A 13,766-nucleotide genomic window follows, 5' to 3' on the forward strand; every position below is an offset into this window, starting at 1 on the left:
CCAATCTTCCGCCAGAAAAGCGAATAGCCATGAACCATTTCCTCGACATCCACAAGACCGCCGCCGCCGACCTGCGGACCATCATCGACAATGCCCAGACGATGAAGAAGGCCCGGCTCGGCCGGACGCGCGGCGCGCCCGACGACGACCAGCCGCTGGCCGGCCGGATGGTGGCGCTGATCTTTGAAAAACCCTCGACCCGCACCCGGGTCAGCTTTGACGTCGGCGTGCGCCAGATGGGCGGGCAGACCATGGTGCTCTCGGGGCAGGACATGCAGCTGGGCCATGGCGAGACCATCGCCGATACCGCCCGCGTGCTGTCGCGCTATGTGGACCTGATCATGATCCGTACCTTCGATGAATCGGTGCTGATCGAAATGGCGGAATATGCCGATGTGCCGGTGATCAACGGTCTCACCGACCGCACCCACCCCTGCCAGATCATGGCCGATATCCTGACCTACGAGGAACACCGCGGGCCGATCCGGGGCAAGCGCGTGGTCTGGGCCGGCGACGGCAACAATGTCTGCGCCTCCTTCCTGCATGCCGCCGGGCAGTTCGGCTTCGACATGGTCTTTACCGGCCCGTCGCAGCTCGATCCCGAGGCCGAGTTCATCGGCCATGCCCGCAAGCAGGGTGTCAGCGTCACCATCGAGCGCGATCCGGTGCGGGCCGTGACCGATGCCGATCTGGTGGTGACCGACACCTGGGTGTCGATGCATGACAGCCAGTCCTCGAAGGAGCGGCGTCACAACATGCTGCGGCCGTATCAGGTCAATGCGGCGCTGATGCAGCACGCCCGGCCGGACGCGCTTTTCATGCATTGCCTGCCGGCCCACCGCGAGGAAGAGGCGACCTCGGAGATCATGGACGGCAAGCATTCGGTGGTCTTCGACGAGGCGGAAAACCGGCTGCATGCACAAAAGGCCGTCATGCGCTGGTGCCTGGGCGTCTGATCCCGGCGCAGAGGCGTGTCTCAGGGCGCTCAGGGCGCGTTCACGCCGATGCGTCGGCCGTGAGCGTCTTGGCCAGTGCGCCGGCCGCGGCCATGGCCGCGGCGCCGCGCAGCGGCCAGGTCTGCGTCAGCCCTTCGAACAACAGCAGCAGATGGGTCTCGCGTCCGGCAAGGCCGGTGGCGGCCGCCGCGCGGGCGGCGACTTCGGTCTTGTGGCGCTCGAGCAGGGCGCGCAGGTCGGCATTGCCGGGATCGGCGGCCACGGCGGCGTGAAACAGACAACCATGCGAGGCTTCGGTCTCCATCCATCCGCCGATCCGGGTCAGGATCTCGTCAAGCGCCGCCTCCGGCGCCGGCGGCAGATCGTCGAACACCCGCGCCAGATAGCGCCGGTGCCGGTTTTCCAGCGCCGCGCGCACCATTTCGACCCGCGAGGGGGTGTATTTGTAAAGCGTGCGTAGGCTTACCCCCGCCGCATCGCGCAGATCTTCGACGCTGGGCGCGGCAAAGCCGCCGCTGGCAAATGCGCGCTCAAGCCCGCTGGCGATCCTGGTCATCGTGTCTGTCATGCTTGACGATGTAGAATGATCTCTCTACTTGGGCAAGTAGAGAGATCATTCTACACATGGAGATTCCGCAATGACATTGCCCCGAACGATGAAAGCCGTTGTCCTGACCGGCCATGGCGGGCTCGACCGGCTCGAGTGGCGCGAGGACGTGCCGGTGCCGCAGCCGCGGGCCGGCGAGGTGCTGATCCGGGTCGGCGCCTCGGCGGTGAACAACACCGATGTGAACACCCGCACCGGCTGGTATTCCAAGGCGGTGCGCGGCGACACCGGCTCGGCCGCCGCCGGGGGTTATGACGGTGCCTCGGATGCCGATGGCGGCTGGTCGGGTGCGCTGAGCTTTCCCCGGATCCAGGGCGCCGATTGCTGCGGTGAGATCGTCGCCCTGGGCGCCGGTGTTGCGCCGGAGCGGCTGGGCGCGCGGGTGCTGGTGCGTCCGATGTACCGGCCTGAAGGGGGCGATGCGGATGCGCTGGAGACCTTCGGTTCGGAGCGTGACGGCGGTTTCGCCGAATATACCACCATCGATGCCGCCAATGCCGTCCCGGTCGACAGCGCGCTCTCGGATGTGGAGCTGGCCTCCTTCCCCTGCGCCTTCTCGACCGCCGAAGGGATGATCCAGCGCGCCGCCCTGGGCGCCGAACGGGTGCTGATCACTGGCGCCTCCGGCGGGGTCGGCTCGGCTGCGGTGCAACTGGCCAAGCGTCGTGGCGCCCATGTCACGGCGGTGACCAGCCCGGCCAAGACCAAGGCGCTCAGAACGCTCGGTGCCGATGCCACCCTGGGCCGCGACGATCAGCTGCCGCAGGACGCCTTTGACGTGGTGCTCGATCTGGTGGGGGGCACGCGCTGGCCCGGGCTGCTCGACGCGCTTGCGCCCAGGGGCCGCTATGTGACCTCCGGCGCCATTGCCGGGCCGATTGTCGAGCTGGACCTGCGCACCCTCTACCTCAAGGATCTGACCCTGATCGGCAGCACCCGGCAGGAGCCGTGGGTCTTCACCGATCTGGTGGGTTATATCGAGCGGGGCGAAATTCGCCCGGTGGTGGCCGAAACCCATCCGCTGCACGATCTGCGCCAGGCGCAGGAGGCCTTTCTGGAAAAATCCCACATGGGCAAGATCGGCATCCTGATCGCCGGCTGATGTCGTGGCGAAAATGATCGGGGCGCCCGGTGTCGGGCGCCCCGCCTGCGATCAATGCGCCGGGCGGATGAAGGTGTCGTTGCGCAGCTCTGCAAAGGCCTGGGTCAGCTCTTCGCGGGTGTTCATCACGATCGGCCCGTGCCAGGCCACCGGCTCGTTGATCGGCGCGCCGGAGATCAGCAGAAAACGAATGCCCTCGGGCCCGGCCTGCACCGTCACCTCGTCGCCGGTGCCGAAGCGCACCAGCGTGCGGTTGCCCGAAAGGTCGCGGATATTGACCTCCTGGCCCGCCACCTCCTTCTCAAGCAGCACGCCCTGCGGCCCGGAGGCATCGGCAAAGGCGCCGGCGCCCTCGAAGACATAGGCAAAGGCGCGGCGGTAGGTGTCGACCCTGAAGGTCTTCTTGACGCCCGCCGGGACAAAGACATCGAGATATTGCGGATCGGCGGCGATACCGTCGACCGGCCCGCGCTTGCCCCAGAACTCGCCGGTGATCACCTTGACCCGCGTCCCGTCGTCATCCATCACTTCGGGAATGTCCGGCGCATGGATGTCCTGATAGCGCGGCGCGGTCATCTTCAGCGAGGAGGGCAGGTTGGCCCAGAGCTGAAAGCCGTGCATCTGGCCCTTGGCGTTGCCCTTGGGCATCTCCTGGTGAAGAATGCCCGATCCGGCGGTCATCCATTGCACCGAGCCCGCGCCCAGGGTGCCGGAATTGCCGAGGCTGTCGGCATGATCCACCGCGCCCCCCAGAACATAGGTGATCGTCTCGATGCCGCGGTGCGGGTGCCAGGGAAAGCCGGCGCTGTAGTCGCCGGGCGTCTCGCCGCGGAAATCGTCGAACAACAGGAAGGGGTCGAGCTCGCTCGGATCCTGAAAGCCGAAGGCGCGGTGCAGTTTGACGCCGGCACCCTCCATCGTGGGTTGGGCGCGGCGGGTTTCTAATGTGGGTCGCAAAGACATGGTAAGGTCCTTTCTTGCCTCTTGCGGCAAAGTTAGGTCGTGCATCAGCGCGCTGCAATCGCGGTCGCCGAAGGGGTCATGTGCGTCAGGACACAGGTCCATTGGCCCGCAAGCCCCCTCGCACCCGATCGCAAAGCAGGGTAAGAGGCGGCGGAGCTGAGGAGAACGCGCATATGGCAAAGGTTTTGGCGGAACTGGCGGCATCGCCCGCACGGCGGTATTTCGGCGTCGGCACGATGTTCGGGCTGGGGCTGCTGGTGCTTTATCTGGCGCTGTCTCAGAGCTTTGATGCCTTTTACTGGCAGCTGGCGCTGATCGGGCTGGGCGGCGCGGCGCTTTATGCGGCGATGCGGATGCTTCAGGCCACCGCGCTGCGACTCGAGCTGCGCGATGACGGGCTTTTCGATTCCGAAGGTCATCTGCTGGCGGCCTTCGACGATATCGTCACCGTCGAACGCGGCATGCTGGCGATGAAGCCGTCGAACGGCTTCATGATCGTCACCCGGACCAGACAGCCCCGGCGCTGGCGGCCCGGGCTCTACTGGGTGATGGGCAAGCGGATCGGGGTCGGCGGGGTGACGGCGGCGGCGGATGCGAAATACATGGCCGACCTGATGAACATGCAGCTGGTCGAGCGGCGCGGCGGGCTCTGACAGGAGGAACAGACCGGACATTGCTGCCCGGTCTGTCGCTGGTCACAACACGTCTGTCGGTGTGCCTGTTGGGGGGTTAGCTTCCCAGCCAGACGAGTTGTGGCGCAAACCGGGGGCGGGTAAAGACGCGCGCGGTCAGCACGCCGTCATTGAACCCGAGCTCCAATGGCCAGTCGTAATCGACATAGGTTTCGACCACGATCAATTGTTCGCCGCTCACCATCACCGGCAGTTGGTCATGCTGGCCGGCAAGCTCGGCATCGGTCAGCGTCATGGCATGGGCGCCGCGCACCTCGCTCCATTCGACGTTGTAGCGTGCGCCCGGCCCGTCATAGGACACGACGCTGACGCGGATGGTGTTGTCGGCGTCGCCGGTGCCGGTGAGAAAGCCGAACAGGTCCTTGGCGCTGTCGACATACGCCGGCGTGATATAGGCGGTCTCGCGCGAGAGCATGTCGCCCAGGGTGTAGGTGGCCTTTTCGCCCATGCTGTCGCGGCGGAACGCATCGTAGAACACCATCGACACCGCCATCGTCAGCAGCAGAACCGGCATCAGGATGATGGCCTCGATATTGACGCTGCCATCGGCATCGCGGCGGAATTTATGCAGTTGCGAGGCGAGTTTTCCGAAATTTTTAACAATCATGACGAATTACCTCGGTTCCTGGACAAAGGAGGTTGCGGCCAACAGGGCATAGTCTCCGGCGTTGTCCTTCTGGAGAGACGGCGCCAGGAAGGTGATCGGAAAGATCGGCGTGACCTTGGCGCAGGCGCGCAGCACCATCAGCTCGTTGGTCTGGCCATTGACGAAGGCGCGCACCGGCGCGACCTCGAGCGCAGTGTCGGTGCAGTCGGCCGAGCCGGGCAGGGCCGTCCAGCCGCGCGGGTCGCGCTGCACCATCTCGAGCCGAAGGTTGGCGGTGCAATCGGGCAGGATCACGGCGCGTTCGCAGATCATGTCCTTGATCGCATCGTGTTGCGGCGCCGCCCCGGTCTCGAGCCGGATCGACCGGACGGTCTGATCCATGGCGCGTTCCAGCATTGTGGCACGGGCGGTATAAGCGCCCACCTCGAGCATTGTCAGCAGGATCAGCACGATCATCGGCATCCAGAGGGCAAAGGCCACGGTTTCGACCGAGCCCGACTCTTCGCGGACAAACCGGCGCATATGGAGTTTCAGGCGATGGGTCATTGGGTCAGCCTCAGTTGGGTGATGGTCCGGGCGATGGAATTGAAGGCGTCGGAGATCTCGACACCGGCGACGTCGAAGTAATGGGACGGAGAGGAGGCGCAGTTCTCCATCGCGTCCAGGCCGCGCTGGGGCGCCTCGAAGCCGATGGCGAAGACCACGATGCCTGCATCCCGGGCCTGCCCACAGATCGCCGCAAGCCGGGTGTCGGCGTGGTCGGCGTAAACGATACCCTCATAGGCGTTGTACTGCCCGGCATAGGTGCTGTAGGACACCCGGCCATCCCGGTAGGGCGTGCGATAGAACTTGGTGGCGCGGCCGCGGGTGCCCCAGCGGGCAAAGGTTTCGGCATTGCTCATCTGCCGCGCGTTGCTGCCGCCGTCGGGCGAATTGCGGTACTTGTAGCTGTTCGAGTAGTTCTCGTAGCGATCCCAGTAGTAGACATCCGAGGAGGTACCCGACTGGTCGACGATGCGGGACGAGAACCGGTCGTTCGACGGATTGTTGTCGCCGCGGTCGTCAATGAAGATCTCCGACATGCCGGTCTGGAACTCGGGCTTGAGATCATATTCGGTGGTATTGGCGCCGTCGGTCATCAGCACGATGATCTTGAGCGCGTCGGGATCGGTATAGGCGCTGGGACGGCCGGCGACGATGGGATCGGCCTGGCCATCGGCGATCATGTCGTCGACCAGCGATTGCGCGCTCGGATCGAGCAGGGCGGTGCCCCATTTCATCCCGAGGTCGATCGCGGTGTTGCCGCCGGCGCCGAGGTTGTCGATGTGGCCCTTGAGGGCCGTGGCATCGGCGCTTTGCACCACGATCGCGCCGTAATCGTCATCCGGGCACCACGGCTGCGAGATCTCGGTGGTGTATTCGTTGCTGCTCCAGGGGTCGAAATGGCTCAGCCGGTCAAGCTCGGAAGTGCGCGAAATGCCCAGAGTGTCGAAGGCGGTATCGGGAAAGATCGCGCAGCTCGAATAATTGTGCTCGGCCGAGAGGTTGAAATACTGCGACACCACCGATCCGAGGTTCACCGTGGCATTGTAGCTGACCAGGTTGACCGTGGTCAGGCTGGGGGCACCCTCGGGCTGGATCACCGTATCGACGAATTCGCGGGCGGCGGCGCGCAGGTTCTGGATCTTGTTGTTCGATCCCATCGAACCGGAGCGGTCGAGCACCAGCGAGATCTCGACGTTCGACATTCGTTCCATGGCTTCGCCGGCGGCCGGGGCGATCATCTGATCGATGCCGAGCACGCCGAGAAAGAGCGGGTTGGAGGACTGCTGGGCCGTGGCCGAGACCACGCGGTAATTCAGCCCGTCGTCCACCGAAGTGGAGCTGAGCGTGCCGTCCATGCCGGATTTGACGAAGTAATCGTCAACCACCGCGGCAGGATCGAGATCCTGTTCGAGATCGGCCGCGGCCAGGACGGCCCGGTCAAGCGTGGCCTGCAATTTGGCGCGCTTCATCTCGTTCATCATCAGATCGACGCCGAAGCCGCAGATCGCGATGATGCCGACAAAAATAATCATGGCAAGTACGGTGATGGTGCCCGCGTCGTCGCGCCGGAACCGGTGCAACCGGGTCGCCATCCTTTCCCTTACGGAAAGTGGCGGACCAGAAATGTCCTTATGCATTATTACAATCCTCACTCACTGAAGCCCCGAAGTTTCAGTCTGGCGCCGAAATGGCGGTGGAAGCAGCTGTTCCCGGGACGGACCTCGTGCTGCAATATCTATGCCCGACGAACTCGGCGAAATTAAGGCAAGTCACTGTATAATAACGTGTTTTTGTATCTGTTTCAGCGTTAGTGCAAATTCTTTCGGGGGATTGTCTGGGCGCTAGAAACAATTTGAGGGAAATTGGGCCTACTGCGCGGTGTCAGCTGTCCGACGCATGGCTTGCCCGGCCATCTCGTGCGCCGAAGCCCGGGGCGGCGGGGAAAATCCGGCAAGGAAAAACCGGAAAAAATGCTCGCGCGCCTTAACCTTAGCGTCATAGGCTTGATGCCAAAAGATTAATCAAATGGGCGAGTCGTCTGCCCGGACCCAATGGAGGAACCCAATGCAGCCAGCCAATGAACCGACATTCCGCGAGAGCGTCGATCTGATGTTCAACCGCGCGGTCTCTCTCATGGACCTGCCGCCGGGGCTGGAGGAAAAGATCAGGGTCTGCAACGCGACCTATACGGTGCGCTTCGGGGTGCGGCTAAGGGGGCGGATACAGACCTTTGTGGGCTATCGGTCGGTGCATTCCGAGCATATGGAGCCGGTCAAGGGCGGCATCCGCTATTCCAACGCCGTCAACCAGGACGAGGTCGAGGCGCTGGCGGCGCTGATGACCTACAAATGCGCGCTGGTCGAAGCGCCGTTCGGTGGCTCCAAGGGCGGGCTCTGCATCGATCCGCGGCAATATGACGAGCACGAGCTGGAACAGGTAACGCGCCGCTTTGCCTATGAGCTGGCCAAGCGCGATCTGATCAACCCGTCGCAGAACGTGCCGGCGCCCGACATGGGCACCTCGGAACGCGAGATGGCCTGGATCGCCGATCAATACGCCCGGATGAACACCACCGACATCAACGCCCGGGCCTGCGTGACCGGCAAACCGCTCAATGCCGGTGGCATCTCCGGTCGGGTCGAGGCGACCGGGCGCGGTGTGCAATATGCCCTGCGCGAGTTCTTTCGCGACCGGCAGGGCGTTGACAAGGCCGGTCTCTCGGGCACGCTCGACGGCAAGCGGGTCATCGTTCAGGGGCTCGGCAATGTCGGCTATCACGCCGCCAAGTTCCTGTCCGAAGAGGACGGCTGCCAGGTGATCGGCATCATCGAGCGTGACGGTGCGCTGTTCAGCGCCGAAGGTCTCAACGTCGAGGGCGTGCGTGAATGGATCGTCAAACATGGCGGTGTGACCGGCTATCCGGATGCCGCGCATCATTCCGAAGGCGCAGCGGTGATGGAGGAGGAATGCGACATCCTCATTCCGGCTGCGCTCGAGGGCGTGATCAACATGTCGAACGCCGAACGGATCAAGGCGCCGCTGATCATCGAGGCGGCGAACGGCCCGGTGACGGCCGGGGCCGACGATATCCTGCGCAAGAAGGGCACGGTGATCATCCCCGATATGTATGCCAATGCCGGCGGTGTCACGGTGTCCTATTTCGAATGGGTCAAAAACCTGTCGCACATCCGCTTTGGCCGGATGCAGCGCCGGCAGGAAGAGGCGCGCCACGAGCTGATCGTCAAGGAGCTTGAGCGGCTCAGCGATCACCTGGGCGACAAATGGTCGATGACGCCGCACTTCAAGGAGAAATACCTCAGGGGCGCGGATGAGCTCGAGCTGGTGCGCTCGGGCCTCGATGACACCATGCGCACCGCATTCCAGTCGATGCGCGATGTCTGGCATGAGCGTGAGGACGTCGACGATCTGCGCACCGCCGCCTATCTGGTGGCGATCGGCAAGGTGGCGTCGAGTTATCGCGCCAAGGGGCTCTAGGGCCAGACAGCTTTCGCCGCGGGGCCGACCCGCGGCGAAATGCGGCGGAGATCGCTGCGCTTTTCGGAAAGATAACGGCGCGATCACGCGCGGCCCGCTTTTGGCCCTGTTCCGTTGAATTCCCCCAACCTTCTGATTTTCAAGGAAAACACCATGTCTGCTTTGGGGCAGATGTGGCGGGATTTTCTAAATTCCTCGGATAAAACCCCTTTTTTGCCGCTTTTGCGCCCTCAGCGCGCACCAATTCTCACCCAATAGTAAATGCCTCACAGAGATCCGCTCCGTGGTCACAGAGGGAACGACAACATGACAGGATTTGCGAAAGGGCACCGCGCCTTTGTACGCCGCTTCTGGCAGGATGACTCCGGCAACGCCACCATCGTGTGCGTCTACCTGAGCCTCGCGATCCTGCTGACCACTGGCGCGGCCATTGACGTGATGCGCTATGAATCGATCCGCACCAAGATGCAGCACGTGCTCGACCGTGCCGTGCTGGCTGCCGCCGATCTCGATCAGGAGGCCGATCCGTCCGGCGTCGCCCAGGATTACGTCGCCACCGCCGGCGTCGCCGGTGCGCTGACGCAGGTCACCGTCGATGAGGGGCTCAACTATCGGACGGTCTCGGCCACCGGCAACACCGATGTCGAGACGCTGTTCATGCGCATGGCCGGGATCGACAGCCTGAACGCGCCGGCCCACAGTGTCGCGGAAGAAAAGATTTCCAAGGTCGAGATCTCGATGATCCTCGATATCTCGGGTTCGATGGGATCGAACAGCAAGATCCAGAACCTGCGCGCCGCCGCCAAGGAATTCGTCGATACGGTGATCACCCCGACTACCGACGCGATGGATCAGACCACCGTTTCCGTGGTGCCGTACAATGCCACGGTGAACCTCGGCCCGACCGTTTCGCAATATTTCAACATCGAGGACACGCACGACTATTCCAACTGCGTGATCTTCAACGACAATGAATTCGACACGGTCGATATCACACAGGACCAGCTGCTCAAGCGTCTGGCGCATTTCGATCCCTATTCGTCAAGCGAGACCACGACCGAGATCTCCAATCCCTGGTGCCCGGATGACGACTATGGCCAGATCGTCGTGGCCTCGAGCGATGCAAATGCGCTGAAGGCCCATATCGACTCGCTCGGGGCCGGCGGCAATACCGCCATCGACCTCGGCATGAAATGGGGGACGGCCCTGCTGTCCGACGCGGCCGCCCCGGTGTTCGACCAGATGCGCGCCGACGGCCACCTGTCGGAATCGGCCACCCAGCGTCCGGCAACCTTCACCGACACCGAGGCGATGAAAGTGGTGGTGCTGATGACCGATGGGCAGAACACCACGCAATATGACCTCAAACCCGAGTTCAAGACCGAATGGTCCGACGTCTGGATCGACGACCGGGGCACCACGTCGATGAGCGATGACCGCTTCTCGGTGCTTGTCGATGACAACACGGGCACCAGCAACGACACATACTACTGGGTGCGCTACGACGGCTGGAGCTGGGATTACCGCTATCGCAACTATCTCGACGGTGGCACGTCGGCTCGCCGGATGACCAACGCCGAAGTCTATGCCCGCTGGGGGGTCAAGGGCGTGGCCAAGAAGTTCTGGGAACGGCCCGAGCGCGACAACTTCATCTCGCAGAGCGCCTATTCCAACATCTACTACGGCTATACTGGCATCGTCGGTGCGACCTCGGCCGACACCCGTCTGTCGACGGTGTGCCAGGCAGCCAGGGACAAGGGCATCGTGGTCTTTGCCATCGCCTTCGAGGCGCCGACAGCGGGGCAGAACGCGCTCAAGGACTGCGCCTCCTCGGACTCGCATTACTTTGCAGTGGAGGGGATCGAGATCACCGAAACCTTCCACGCCATTGCCCGCCAGATCAACAACCTGAGGCTGATCCAATGACACGCAACCTGAAACAGGCAACCGCCCGGTTCTGCAAGGACGAAAGCGGCGCGGCCTCGGTCATCGAATTCGCCATCGTCCTGCCGCTGTTTGCAGTCTTCCTCGGCGCGATGGTCGAGATGGGCTGGATGAACATCCGCCACGCCATGCTGGAACGCGGCCTCGACACCACGGTGCGAGAAATCCGCCTCTCCACCGGTTTCGCGGCCAATTACGACACCATCCGCGAAAAGATCTGCGACACCGCCGCCATCATTCCCGAATGCACCGCAACGCTGCGGCTCGAGATGAAGGTAGTCGATCCGCGGGCCTTCGCCGGCATTCCGAGCGCCGCCGAATGTCAGAATTCGGCCGAAGACGCCCGGCCGCTGCGGAATTTCCAGAGCGGCGAGGACAACGAGATCATGCTGCTGCGTGCCTGCTACAAGTTCAAGCCGGTGTTCCCGACAACCGGTCTCGGGGGCCAGCTGGCCAAGGACAGCGAAGGCTTCACCGCAATCGTTTCTACATCCGCATTCGTCCAGGAACCGAGGTAATGGCCATGATGACCAGGATTCTGCAAAAACTGCGCCAGTTCACCGGCGACACCCGCGGCGGCGTCAGCCTCGAACTGATCATCTTCACCCCGGTGCTCTTCGTGATGCTGGCCGGCGCCTATGTCTACTATGATGCCTTCCGGCAAAAGGCGATCAACACCAATGCCGCCTATACCATCTCGGATGCGCTCTCACGCGAGACCGATGCAATCGATGACGACTATCTCGACGGGTTGCACAGCATGCTCGAATTCCTGACCCATGCGAACGATCAGGTCGGACTCCGGGTGACGATGGTGCGCTGGAACAAGCGCAAGAACGCTTACCGCCGCGACTGGTCACAGACCCGCGGGCCACTCTATCCGCTGAAGAACCGCGACCTGAACACCACCCTTGCCGAACATCTGCCGACGCTCTTGCACAATGAACGGGTGATTGTGGTGGAGACCTCCGCCATCTATTCGCCGATCTTCGACGTGCCGGGCATGAGCGAGGATACCGAGCTCTACAACTTCGCCTTCACCCGGCCGCGCTTTGCGCCCAAGCTGGAATGGGCCGGCATGTAACCCACCTCTGCCGTCATGGCCGCGAGAGGGCGCCCCGCGAGGCGCCCTTTTGCCGTGCTCTGCTCAGCGCAGATAGCGGTCGAAATGCGCGATCGTGCGGTCCCAGGCCAGTTCCGCCGCCGCTTCGTCATAGCGCGGCGTGCTGTCGTTGTGAAAGCCGTGGTTCACGCCTTCGTAGATATGCGCCTCATAGGTCTTGCCATGTTCGTCCAGCGCCGCCTTGTAGGCCGGCCAGCCCTCGTTGATGCGGCTGTCGAGCCCGGCATAATGCAGCAACAGCGGCGCCTCGATCCTCGGCACATCCGCCGCGCTGGCCTGACGCCCGTAGAAGGGCACCGAGGCGCCAAGCTCGGGATAGGCCACCGCCATGGCATTGCAGACCCCGCCGCCGTAACAGAAGCCGACGCAGCCCACCTTGCCTGTGGTCTCGTCATGACCGGCGAGGAATTCATAAGCGGCAAAGAAGTCGTTCATCAGCTTTTCGCGATCCACGGTCTGTTGCAACTCGCGCCCCTCGGCGTCATTTCCGGGATAGCCGCCGACCGAGGTCAGCCCGTCGGGCGCCAGCGCGAGAAAGCCGGCCTTGGCCACCCGGCGCGCGACGTCTTCGATATAGGGGTTGAGACCGCGGTTCTCATGCACCACGACGACGGCCGGCACCGGGCCCTCGACATTGGTCGGCCGCACCAGATAGCCGCGCACCTCGCCATGGCCGTTCGGCGAGGGGTAGGTGATATATTCCGGCAGGATGTCGGGATCGGTGAATTGCACCTGTTCGGCCAGCGCGTAATTCGGGCTGAGCATGCCCAGCAGCGCCGCGGCGGTGACCCCGCCGACGGCAAATTTGCCGGCGCGGTCGAGGAACTCGCGTTTCGTGATCTTGCCATGGGCGTAATAATCATAGAGGTCGAGCAGCTCCTGATCAAAATCCTTGGCGGTCATGCGGGGAGGGGAAATCTCGTTCATCGGTAGTCCTTTTTACAAACACAAGCCGGACGCCGGCCGCCCGACCGGTTCACGATACCGCGCAACGCCCAGTTGAACAGGTGAAAAGCCGGAGTTTGGCGCTGCCTCCGCTCACAGTTGCGTGCGTGGCGTCCCCTCCGCCCGCGCCGCCGGGCCTGGGCATTTCCCCCTGACCGGCCGCGGTCATCCATGATAGGGAGCGGCCGAAACGCCGAAACAACGGAGCGTGCCATGTCTGTCGTCAAACGCCGCCTCTGCATTCCGCGCGGGCGGGTCACGCTGCCGCCGACCACGTCCGAAGGATGACCGGCGCCATGCAGTCCACCCTGTCCATCGCCACCCGGGGCCCGGGGCTTTACGAGGTCACCCGCGAAGTCGCGGCCTGGGTTGCCGGCGGCCCGGCCGGGCCGGCGCTGCTGACGCTGATGATCTGCCATACCTCGGCCAGCCTGCTGATCCAAGAAAATGCCGACCCGGAGGTGCAGAGCGACCTGCGCGCTTTCTTTCACCGCCTGGTGCCGCCCTCGGACGATCCGGCGATGTCCTATCTCACCCACACCTACGAGGGCCCGGACGACATGCCGGCGCATATCAAATCCGCGCTGCTGCCGGTCTCGCTCTCCATTCCCGTGCTTGATGGGCGCCTGCGGCTCGGAACCTGGCAGGGGATTTACGTTTTCGAACACCGCCGCGCACCCAAATCCCGGGACATCGTGGCTCATCTGGCCTGACGCCCGCCGCCCCTGCCACTCCTGCTGCAAAATGCCCCCGGGGGAAGCCCCGCAGGGATAGCGGCCAACGCCT

At 63.6% G+C, this 13,766-nt stretch carries 14 protein-coding genes; 8 read left to right on the forward strand and 6 right to left on the reverse strand.

Translation table 11 applies throughout. From position 1 onward, the window contains the following. The first annotated feature begins 29 nt into the window (after window positions 1-29). Window positions 30-956, forward strand: a complete 927-nt coding sequence (gene argF, locus PVW49_RS09805) for an ornithine carbamoyltransferase (protein ID WP_074834802.1) — start codon at window positions 30-32, stop codon at window positions 954-956. 40 nt (window positions 957-996) lie between these two features. Here argF and PVW49_RS09810 read toward each other — a convergent pair whose 3' ends face one another. Then, on the reverse strand, window positions 997-1,512 hold the full coding sequence (locus PVW49_RS09810) for a TetR/AcrR family transcriptional regulator (RefSeq protein WP_274590470.1): 516 nt from the start codon (window positions 1,510-1,512) through the stop codon (window positions 997-999). A gap of 82 nt (window positions 1,513-1,594) precedes the next feature. Between PVW49_RS09810 and PVW49_RS09815 the strand changes: the two genes are divergently transcribed. Next, window positions 1,595-2,665: an alcohol dehydrogenase family protein gene (locus PVW49_RS09815; RefSeq protein ID WP_274590471.1), complete on the forward strand. Its 1,071-nt coding sequence runs from the start codon at window positions 1,595-1,597 to the stop codon at window positions 2,663-2,665. Window positions 2,666-2,716: 51 nt separating this feature from the next. On the opposite strand, the gene PVW49_RS09820 is transcribed toward PVW49_RS09815, so the two are convergent. Beyond that, on the reverse strand, window positions 2,717-3,628 hold the full coding sequence (locus PVW49_RS09820; RefSeq protein WP_274590472.1) for a pirin family protein: 912 nt from the start codon (window positions 3,626-3,628) through the stop codon (window positions 2,717-2,719). Window positions 3,629-3,801: 173 nt separating this feature from the next. Between PVW49_RS09820 and PVW49_RS09825 the strand changes: the two genes are divergently transcribed. Beyond that, window positions 3,802-4,281: a hypothetical protein gene (locus tag PVW49_RS09825; protein WP_274590473.1), complete on the forward strand. Its 480-nt coding sequence runs from the start codon at window positions 3,802-3,804 to the stop codon at window positions 4,279-4,281. A gap of 76 nt (window positions 4,282-4,357) precedes the next feature. Here PVW49_RS09825 and PVW49_RS09830 read toward each other — a convergent pair whose 3' ends face one another. Genes PVW49_RS09830 through PVW49_RS09840 form a run of 3 tightly spaced genes read right to left on the reverse strand, consistent with a single transcriptional unit; the run spans window position 4,358 to window position 7,065 of the window. Next, complete coding sequence (locus tag PVW49_RS09830) at window positions 4,358-4,927, reverse strand: TadE/TadG family type IV pilus assembly protein (RefSeq protein WP_274590474.1); 570 nt, start codon at window positions 4,925-4,927, stop codon at window positions 4,358-4,360. Window positions 4,928-4,933: 6 nt separating this feature from the next. Further along, the gene (locus tag PVW49_RS09835) at window positions 4,934-5,473 is read right to left on the reverse strand and encodes a TadE/TadG family type IV pilus assembly protein (protein ID WP_274590475.1); all 540 of its coding nucleotides are present in this window, start codon (window positions 5,471-5,473) and stop codon (window positions 4,934-4,936) included. Beyond that, a complete protein-coding gene (locus PVW49_RS09840; protein ID WP_274590476.1) occupies window positions 5,470-7,065 on the reverse strand; it encodes a TadE/TadG family type IV pilus assembly protein in 1,596 nt (531 codons plus the stop codon). The genes PVW49_RS09835 and PVW49_RS09840 overlap by 4 nt, the downstream gene beginning before the upstream one ends. Window positions 7,066-7,537: 472 nt before the next feature. On the opposite strand from PVW49_RS09840, the gene PVW49_RS09845 reads away from it, so the two are divergent. The 4 genes from PVW49_RS09845 (at window position 7,538) to PVW49_RS09860 (ending at window position 11,996) form a co-directional block, all read left to right on the forward strand. Beyond that, entirely contained in the window at window positions 7,538-8,968 is a 1,431-nt protein-coding gene (locus PVW49_RS09845) for a Glu/Leu/Phe/Val family dehydrogenase (RefSeq protein ID WP_074834812.1), read from the forward strand. A gap of 306 nt (window positions 8,969-9,274) precedes the next feature. After that, window positions 9,275-10,894, forward strand: a complete 1,620-nt coding sequence (locus tag PVW49_RS09850) for a TadE/TadG family type IV pilus assembly protein (protein ID WP_074834814.1) — start codon at window positions 9,275-9,277, stop codon at window positions 10,892-10,894. Continuing rightward, window positions 10,891-11,430, forward strand: coding sequence for a TadE/TadG family type IV pilus assembly protein (locus PVW49_RS09855; protein WP_074834816.1), 540 nt, complete (start codon window positions 10,891-10,893; stop codon window positions 11,428-11,430). Before PVW49_RS09850 ends, PVW49_RS09855 begins: the two co-directional genes overlap by 4 nt. A 5-nt stretch (window positions 11,431-11,435) precedes the next feature. Further along, window positions 11,436-11,996, forward strand: coding sequence for a TadE/TadG family type IV pilus assembly protein (locus tag PVW49_RS09860; protein WP_074834881.1), 561 nt, complete (start codon window positions 11,436-11,438; stop codon window positions 11,994-11,996). 63 nt (window positions 11,997-12,059) lie between these two features. On the opposite strand, the gene yghX is transcribed toward PVW49_RS09860, so the two are convergent. Beyond that, the gene (yghX, locus tag PVW49_RS09865; RefSeq protein ID WP_274590477.1) at window positions 12,060-12,962 is read right to left on the reverse strand and encodes a YghX family hydrolase; all 903 of its coding nucleotides are present in this window, start codon (window positions 12,960-12,962) and stop codon (window positions 12,060-12,062) included. A 314-nt stretch (window positions 12,963-13,276) separates the two neighbouring features. On the opposite strand from yghX, the gene PVW49_RS09870 reads away from it, so the two are divergent. Continuing rightward, entirely contained in the window at window positions 13,277-13,693 is a 417-nt protein-coding gene (locus PVW49_RS09870; protein ID WP_274590478.1) for a secondary thiamine-phosphate synthase enzyme YjbQ, read from the forward strand. Window positions 13,694-13,766: the final 73 nt, after the last annotated feature.

The sequence above is a fragment of the Marinovum sp. PR37 genome, from assembly GCF_028807375.1.
Classification (GTDB): Bacteria; Pseudomonadota; Alphaproteobacteria; order Rhodobacterales; family Rhodobacteraceae; genus Marinovum; species Marinovum algicola.